At 62.0% G+C, this 8,561-nt stretch carries 5 protein-coding genes; all 5 read left to right on the top strand.

Going from position 1 to position 8,561, the window contains the following annotated elements; genetic code table 11:
• The first annotated feature begins 533 nt into the window (after positions 1 to 533).
• On the top strand, positions 534 to 1,934 hold the full coding sequence (locus RGM2987_RS06345) for an amino acid permease (RefSeq protein ID WP_245139263.1): 1,401 nt from the start codon (positions 534 to 536) through the stop codon (positions 1,932 to 1,934).
• Positions 1,935 to 2,245: 311 nt separating this feature from the next.
• Positions 2,246 to 3,967 carry a type I secretion system permease/ATPase gene (locus tag RGM2987_RS06350; RefSeq protein WP_245139264.1) on the top strand — a complete coding sequence of 574 codons (1,722 nt, stop codon included), beginning with the start codon at positions 2,246 to 2,248 and terminating at the stop codon, positions 3,965 to 3,967.
• A complete protein-coding gene (locus RGM2987_RS06355; RefSeq protein WP_245139265.1) occupies positions 3,960 to 5,330 on the top strand; it encodes an HlyD family type I secretion periplasmic adaptor subunit in 1,371 nt (456 codons plus the stop codon). The genes RGM2987_RS06350 and RGM2987_RS06355 overlap by 8 nt, the downstream gene beginning before the upstream one ends.
• 2 nt (positions 5,331 to 5,332) lie before the next feature.
• Positions 5,333 to 6,682: a TolC family outer membrane protein gene (locus RGM2987_RS06360; protein WP_245139266.1), complete on the top strand. Its 1,350-nt coding sequence runs from the start codon at positions 5,333 to 5,335 to the stop codon at positions 6,680 to 6,682.
• Between the two features lie 317 nt (positions 6,683 to 6,999).
• A protein-coding gene (locus tag RGM2987_RS06365) for an IS3 family transposase (RefSeq protein ID WP_245139267.1) occupies positions 7,000 to 8,147 on the top strand; the annotation gives its coding sequence in 2 pieces (ribosomal slippage) (positions 7,000 to 7,255 and positions 7,255 to 8,147; 1,149 coding nt in all).
• Positions 8,148 to 8,561 lie beyond the last annotated feature (414 nt).

The raw sequence follows: 8,561 nt of genomic DNA on the forward strand, positions 1-8,561 counted from the left end.
TATGCAGGACCTGCAGGCACGCTGCGCAACCTGTGGGAGCGAGCCTGCTCGCGAAGACGGCGGCACATCCAACATCGATGTCAGCTGACAGACTGCTTTCGCGAACAAGCCCGCTCCCACAGTGGATGGTTGTTGTTCCATCAATCTCATTCCTACCACAGAGCCCCTGTGGGAGCGGGCTTGCCCGCGAAGACGGTGGCACATCCAACATTGATGCAAGCTGACAGACTGCTTTCGCGAGCAAGCCCACACAGTAGATGGTTGTTGCCCCACCTATCTCATTCCTAACACAGAACCCCTGTGGGGCGGTGGTGCTCTATCAATCTCGTCCGGCGAGATCAGGCATCGAGGTGGCGTTTTCAGGTAACTGCTTTTGCCGCCAAGGCAGGTAACGTGACGCAACTTTTTCCGCCGTACGCGTATTCCTGAGGGAATCGAACCACCACCCACGACCGCTTTCAGGAGAAGCGGCGAAGCGCAAAGCAGTCACCTCCCTCAGCGTGCCTTCATGTCGCCACAAGAGAACAACAACAATGACAAGCCCGACCTTCAAGGATTCGAACGGCCATCTGGCACAGGGCTTCAAGCCTCGTCACGTCACCATGCTGTCCATCGCCGGAATTATCGGCGCCGGTCTGTTCGTCGGCTCCGGACATGCCATTGCCGCCGCCGGCCCCGCCGTCTTGCTGGCTTATCTGTTCTCCGGTTTGCTGGTGGTCCTGGTCATGCGGATGCTCGGGGAAATGGCGGTCGCCAACCCGGACACCGGGTCCTTTTCCACCTATGCCGACCAGGCCATCGGCCGCTGGGCTGGCTTCACCATCGGTTGGCTCTACTGGTGGTTCTGGGTGCTGGTCATCCCTATCGAGGCGCTGGCCGCCGGTCATGTCTTGAACCAGTGGTTTCCTTCGGTCGATGCCTGGATGTTTGCCTCGGCGTCCATCGTCCTGCTGGCCGTGACCAACCTGTTCAGCGTGTCCAAGTACGGTGAGTTCGAATTCTGGTTCGCCATGGCCAAGGTCGTGGCGATTGTCGGTTTCATCGGCCTGGGCTTCGCCGTGTTGATGGGCTGGATTCCCGAGCGCGAAGCCAGCGGCCTGAGCCGGTTGATGGAGCAATACGGCGGGTTCGCGCCCAATGGCCTGTCGGCAGTTGTCGGGGCCTTCATCACCATCATGTTCAGTTTCATCGGCACCGAGGCGGTAACCATCGCGGCCGCCGAGTCGGATAATCCTGCGCAGAACATCGCCAAGGCGACGCGCTCGGTGATCTGGCGCATCGGCGTGTTCTACCTGCTGTCGATCTTCGTGGTCATTTCGGTGGTGCCCTGGAACGATCCGCTCCTGGCTTCGGTGGGCTCCTACCAGCGCGCGCTGGAGCTGATGAACATTCCCCACGCCAAATTCATGGTGGATGTGGTGGTGTTGATCGCCGTCGCCAGTTGCATGAACTCATCGATCTACATTGCCTCGCGCATGCTCTACTCGTTGGGCAGGCGTGGCGACGCGCCGAAGGCGTTGAAGGTGACCTCGTCAGTGGGTGTGCCGCGAGCCGCGGTGCTTGCCAGTACGGTACTGGGCGCCGGTGTCACCTTGTTCAGCTACTTCATGCCGGCGGGGTTGTTCCAGTTCCTCCTTGCCAGCTCCGGTGCCATCGCGCTGCTCGTGTACCTGGTGATCGCCATCTCCCAGCTGCGCATGCGCCGGATGCTGAAGCGCCAGAACATCGAACTGACCTTTCGCATGTGGCTGTTTCCCTGGCTCACCTGGCTGGTGATCGTGTTCATCTCGGCCGCGCTGGCGGTGATGATGGTTACGCCCGAGCATCGCAGCGAAGTAAGCGCCACCCTTGGCCTGGCGCTGGCAATTTCCTTTATCGGCCTGGTGACGTCGCGCCATCCGCCGCAGGCAAAAAGCGCGGTTTCCCTCGGCTAGACCGCGCCATTTTCAACCGGTTGGCGCCACGTTACTGGCGCCAACAATTGCACTGCCAAGGCCCATTCGAGGCCTGAAAACGCCGCACTTGCAGCCTGGCGTTTCCGTCTGTCACCCGCCTGCAAACCCAACCCCGTCGAACCGGCACTATTGCGTAGCCGTGTGGTCATTAATGGGCGCCTGTAGCGACGAGGATCGTCTCTGATAGCGGCACGTCAGGCTACGTACAAAGTTATCTTCGATATCTCAGGGCAAAAAGCTCGCGATGGATTGCGTCTTGGACCGACTATTCCTTTTGCGGGCGACATTCCATGGGTTTGCTACTTGATCCGCGTCATGACATTGATGCCGCTTTATTGAGTTATCGCCGGGTGTTCTGGTCACTGGCACTGTTCAGCGGGGTGATCAATCTGCTGGTGCTGGTGCCGTCGTTGTACATGATGCAGGTGTACGACCGCGTGCTGACCAGCCGCAACGAAACCACCTTGTTCATGCTCACCTTGATCGCCCTGGGACTGTTCATGTTCAGCGCGCTGATCGAGTGGGTGCGTGGCGAGGTAATGATCCGCATGAGCGCCGGGCTGGACGAGGCCTTGGGCGAGCGAATTTTCGACGCCGCATTTGCCCGCAGCCTGCGCGAGCACAATGCCAACCCGGCACAGGTGCTCACCGACCTGGCGACACTGCGGCAGTTGATCACCGGACAGGGCCTGATTGCCTTGCTGGACGCGCCGTGGCTGCCGATCTTCCTGTTGGTGGCGTTCATCTTCCATCCGTGGTTCGGCGTGCTGACGCTGGTGCTGGCCCTGGTGCTGGTCGGCCTGGCGCTGTGGGGCGAGCTGGCGACGCGCACGCGCCTGGGGGAAGCCAATCGGCTGGGCGTGCAGTCGGCAACCTATGTCAACAGCACCTTGCACAACGCCGAAGTGATCCAGGCCCTGGGCATGCTGGGGCCGTTGCGCCAGCGCTGGAGCCTGTTGCAGCAGCGCATCATTGCTGCCCAAGCCCACGCCAGTGATCGCGGTGCGCGGATCTCGTCGGCCACCCGGTTCGTACGTATCTCCGGGCAATCGCTGTCCCTGGGCCTGGGGGCGTTGCTGGTGCTGGAGGGCCAGTTGTCGGCGGGCATGATGATCGCGATGTCGCTGCTGCTAGGGCGGGCCCTGGCGCCGGTGGAAATCGCCATTGGCTCGTGGAAGCAATTCAATTCCGGGCGCCAGAGCTACCAGCGCTTGAGCCAGTTGCTTGCCCAGCACCCACGTGACCGACTGCGCATGCCATTGCCTCCGCCTACCGGTGCGGTACGCCTGGAGCAGCTGTATGTCGGCCCGCCCGGCGCCACGCAACCGATACTGCGCGGGATCAACTTCAGCCTCGCCAAAGGCGATGTGCTGGCGGTGGTCGGTCCCAGCGCCAGCGGCAAGTCGACATTGGCCCGGGCGCTGGTCGGGGTGTGGCCGGCCATGGGTGGCTCGGTGCGCCTGGATGACGCCGAAATCAGCCAGTGGTCCCACGATGCCCTCGGGCCACACCTGGGCTACCTGCCGCAGGACATCGAGTTGTTCGACGGCAGCGTCGCCGACAACATCGCCCGCTTCGGCGAACAGGACGCCGACAAGATCATTGCCGCCGGGCGCCAGGCCGGGATTCACGAAATGATCCTGCGCTTTCCCAAAGGCTACGACACGCCGCTGGGGCCTGGCGGACTGGGGCTGTCCGGCGGACAGAAGCAGCGCCTCGGGCTGGCCCGCGCGCTCTATGGTTGCCCGTCGCTGATCGTGCTCGACGAGCCCAACTCCAATCTCGATGAAGCGGGAGAGCTGGCGCTGGTCCAGGCGATCAACGCGCTCAAGGCGGCTGGCAGCACCGTAGTGTTGATCACCCATCGGCCCAATGTGCTGGCAGTGGTTGATCACATCCTGGTGCTCAAGGACGGCACGCAACAAGCCTTCGGTCCAAGGGACCGGGTGCTCAAGGCGTTGATGCCGGGACCAAGACCGACCGTGATCAGGGAGGCTGGCAAAGATGCGTGACCTGACGCCCGGAGCCCATGCCTACAGCGAGCAAGGGCTGAGTGTACGCAGTACCACGATGCTGCCCAGCGCCAGTACCGACGCCGGTGGCGCGGCCCGTTATGGCGTGGGATTTCTGGTGCTCGCCTTGGGCGGATTCCTGCTTTGGGCCTGCCTCGCGCCGCTCGACCAGGGCGTCGTCGGCAGCGGCACGGTGGTGGTGGCGGGTGAGCGCAAGGCGGTGCAATCGCTGGTCGGTGGGGTGGTGGAGAAGCTGCTGGTCAGCGATGGCGACCGGGTCACTCAGGGCCAGTTGCTGGTGCAGCTCAATACCGTGCAGGCGCAGTCGAAACTGGACGTGACCCTCGGTAAGCTGCTCAACGATCGCGCCATTGAAGCGCGGTTGATCGCCGAGCGCCTGGGCAGCGCCGAGATCCAATGGCCCGCGCAGTTGCTGGAGCGTGCCGACGAGCCGCGGGTGAAAGCGGCCATGGCCTTGCAGGGCCAGTTGTTTCTCTCGCGCCGGGCGGAACTGGGCAGCCGCTTGCAGATCATCGAGCATGAGGTCGCAGCGTTGCAGCAGCAATTGCAAGGCTATGAAGGCGTCAAGCGCAACTACGACGCGCAGATGCGTTTCCAGCAGCAGGAGCTCGAAGGCCTGCGGGACCTGGCTCGCGAAGGCTACGTGCCGCGCAACAAACTGTTCGAGGCTGAACGCAACGCGGCGCAACTGGCGGGGCAGATCGCTTCAGGTGTCGGCGATGTCGGCCGGACCCGTCAGTCGATCAACGAAAGCCGGCTCAAGGCGTTGCAGGCGCAGCAGGAGTTTCGCCGCGATGCCGAAACCCAGCTCAGCGAAGTCTCTGCCGAGGCGGCAGGCTATGCCGATCAGATTCGTGCCTTGCAGTTTGAAGTGGACAACGGTGGCATCCGCGCACCGGCGTCAGGGCAGGTCATGGACGTGAGCATCCATACCGTCGGCGGCGTCGTACAGGCCGGCCAGACCCTGATGCAAGTGGTGCCGCTGGACGCACCGATGGCAATCACCGCGCGTTTCGAGCCGCTGATGGCGAACAAGTTGCGTCCGGGATTGCCGGTGCATGTGCATTTCACCGCCCTGCAACGGGTGGATACGCCAACGGTCACCGGCACCGTGACCACGGTGTCGGCGGACCAGCTGATCAACGAGCAGACCCACCAGCCGTACTTCTCGGCCAAGGTCGAGATCCCTGCCGAAACCGTTGCTTCGTTGCAGAGCGCCGGGCTCTGGGTGCGCCCGGGCATGCTCGCCGACGTGACGGTGGTGACCGGTGAGCGGACCTTGATGAATTATCTGATGAAACCTTTGCGCGAACGCTTGCTGGCGGCGTTCAAAGAGGAATGAGCATGACCGATCGTCGTCGTTACCGTGGGCGAATGCTGTTGGGCTTGTACACCGGTTGGGTAGCGATCAGCCCGGTGTGGGCTGGGGAGGGTGGCTTGAGCTTGACCGCGGCGTACGACGCTTCGCGCCTCAACGACCCGACCGTGCAGACCGCCGCCCATGCCTTCGATGCCTCCAGGCAGGAAGAGGCCATTGGCCGTGGTGGGCTGTATCCGCAGGTGTCGCTGACGTCCCGTTACGGTTATGGCGGGCGTACCGATGGCGGCGACGACCAGAGCTACGTCAACAGTAACGATTACCAGGCCAACAGCATCACCCTGGCGGCGCAACAGCCGCTGTATGACAAGGGGCGCTGGGCAGCGTATCAGGAGGGCAAGGCGCGGGGGCAACTGGGCATCCAGGTGTACGATGTGGCCGGACAGACGCTGTATGACCGGGTCGCCAAAGGCTATTTCGAAGTGGCTCGGGCCGAGAACGAGATCAAGCTGATTGCCCAGCAGAAAGCCGCGATCAATGGGTTGGTCATCCAGAGTAAAAAGCTCTATCAGGGCGGCCAGGGCGCGATCACCGATATCGACGAGGCCCAGGCGCGCCTGGATCTGGTGGAAGCCCAGGAAGCCGAGGCCCAGGCCCGTCGCGTGGCGGCGTTGCGCGCGTTGTCGGGACGGGCCAGTGTGCCCATCGACGACATCCAGCCGATGCGCGAGGAACTCGCCGCCGGCAGCCCGATTGCGCCGGAGCAGGACCTGCCGTACTGGACGGCCATTGCCCGTGAGGCGAGTCCTGAACTGGCGGCGCGGCTGGCGGCGGTGAAAGTCGCCGAGGCCCAGGCCGACAGCCAGCGCGCCGGGCATTATCCGACCCTGTCGCTGACCACCCAGCTGACCCGTCGAGAAACCCGTCAATACCAGGAACTCGATCCGCGCCAGGACAGCTACTACGTCGGCGTGCAGTTGGACATCCCGCTGTATCGCGGCGGTGCGGTCCGCGCTTCGGTGGCAAAGGCCGAGGCGCAACTGGCCGGTGCTCAGTCCGACTACGATGTGCAGCGCCAACAGCTGGCCGAAGACATCGAAGCCGATTACCTGGGCGTCGTCGCCGGGTTTGCCAAGAGCAAGGCGATGCAACGGGCGGTGGAGTCTAACCAGCGCGCGCTGACTTCGACCGAGAAGGGCTTCCAGGGTGGCGTGCGTTCGACGGTGGACATTCTCGATGCTCAACAGCGGGTATTCCAGGCCCGTCGAGACCTGCTCAACACCAAGCTCGACATGCTCCAGAGCTATGTGAGCCTGCACACCCACACCGGCCAGATGAACCGCGCGGTGCTGGAGCAGGTGCAGCGCTTGTTTTGAGCGGTGGGGCAGCAATCATTTTCCAGGTGATACCCGACCCCGTGGCGGGGGAGCTTGCTCCCGCTGGGCCGCGAAGCGGACCCAAATCCCTGGAATGTGAGCATCAGCCAGGCCGCGTTCATCACTTCACGGCCGCTGCGCGGCCGAGCGGGAGCAAGCTCCCTCGCCACAGTGGAACTCGGGTGTTCAATGGTTTTCGCGTCTGGCGCAAATCCCTTGTGGGAGCGGGCTTGCTCGCGAAAGCGGTGGATCTGTGAGCTGGTCTAATGGCCCCGGACACCTCAATGGGTGAAAATACACCCATTGAGGAATATCCCATGACCAAAAAATACAGAAAATTCGACGCCGACTTCAAGTTGAAGGTCTGCAAGATGATTGTTGATCAAGGCCTGAGCGTGAACTCGGTTTGTACCGATCTAGGTTTGAGCGACACAGCCGTGCGCCGCTGGGTTCAGCAGTACCAAACCGAGCAGTTGGGCGGTGCGGGGATTGGCAAACCATTGACCAGCGACCAGCAGCGTATTCGCCAACTTGAACAGCAAGTCCGCGAACTGAAGACGGACAATGACATATTAAAAAAAGCTACGGCCTTCTTTGCCCGCGAATTGAAGTGATCCACCAGTTGGTTCACCAAATTCAATGCAAGGCCTATCCGGTGGCGCGTATCTGCCGGGTGTTGCGGATCAGTCGTTCAGGGTTTTACGAAGCCCGTCAGCGGCGTTTGAAGCCAAAACCTGCCTGCTCGGTTGCAGCTCGGGTCAAGGCTGCCTTCGTGTCCAATGAGCACTGTTATGGCAGCCGTCGTTTGGTGAAGGCGCTGCGCGGCACTGGCGTATCCGTTGGGCGGCATAAGGTCCGCCGCCTGATGAAACAACAGGATTTGCGCCCGATCTGGAAGCGCAAGTTCGTTCATACCACTGACAGCAATCACAGTTTTCCGGTGGCTGAGAACCTGCTCAATCGCCAGTTCAACCCCGAGCGCATCAACCAGTCGTGGGTCGCCGACATCACCTACATCCGCACCCGCAGCGGCTGGCTGTACTTGGCGGCCGTCATGGACCTGTACTCACGCAAGATCGTGGGCTGGGCCATGGCACCGCACATGCGGGCAGAGTTGGTGTGTAGCGCGATGCAACTGGCTATCGCGCAGAGGCAACCTGAACCGGGCCTGATCGCGCATTCGGATCGGGGCAGCCAGTATGCAGGCACGGATTACCAGGATTTGCTGAAGCGGCATGGAATGCGTTGCAGCATGAGTCGCAAGGGTAACTGCTGGGACAACGCGGTTATGGAGCGCTTCTTCTTGAACCTGAAGATGGAGCGCGTTTGGAGGAAGGATTACGCCAACCAAGGCGAAGCGATCAAGGACATTACGGACTACATTGTGCGGTTCTACAACGGAACACGGATGCACTCATCCTTGGGCTATTTGCCGCCCAATCAGTACGAGCGGCAAGCAGCCTGAAAAACACCGATTGAGGTGTCCGGAAAAAGTTGACCACCTCACTGTTTGCACCTATGTTGGATGTGCCTCCGCCTTCGCGAGCAAGCCCGCTCCCACAGTGGATTTTGGGTGTTCATTGGTTCTGCGCCTGTCACCAATCCCCTGTGGGAGCGAGCCTGCTAGCGCCAGGCCGTGTTCATCACTTCACGGCCGCTGCGCAGCCGAGCGGGAGCAAGCTCCCTCGCCACAGTGGAACTCGGGTGTTCAATGGTTTTCGCGTCTGGCGCAAATCCCTTGTGGGAGCGGGCTTGCCCGCGAAAGCGGTGGGTCTGTTTGCACCTATGTTGGATGTGCCTCCGCCTTCGCGAGCAAGCCCGCTCCCACAGTGGATTTTGGATGTTCATTGGTTCTGCGCCTGTCACCAATCCCCTGTGG

Source organism: Pseudomonas sp. RGM2987, assembly GCF_022952855.1.
Taxonomy (GTDB): Bacteria; Pseudomonadota; Gammaproteobacteria; order Pseudomonadales; family Pseudomonadaceae; genus Aquipseudomonas.

Excerpts from the sequence above, each read along its gene's own strand:
- RGM2987_RS06350 (WP_245139264.1), top strand. The coding sequence starts at position 2,246 with ATGGGTTTGCTACTTGATCCGCGTCATGACATTGATGCCGCTTTATTG.
- RGM2987_RS06360 (WP_245139266.1), top strand. The coding sequence starts at position 5,333 with ATGACCGATCGTCGTCGTTACCGTGGGCGAATGCTGTTGGGCTTGTAC.
- RGM2987_RS06345 (WP_245139263.1), top strand. The coding sequence starts at position 534 with ATGACAAGCCCGACCTTCAAGGATTCGAACGGCCATCTGGCACAGGGC.
- RGM2987_RS06355 (WP_245139265.1), top strand. The coding sequence starts at position 3,960 with ATGCGTGACCTGACGCCCGGAGCCCATGCCTACAGCGAGCAAGGGCTG.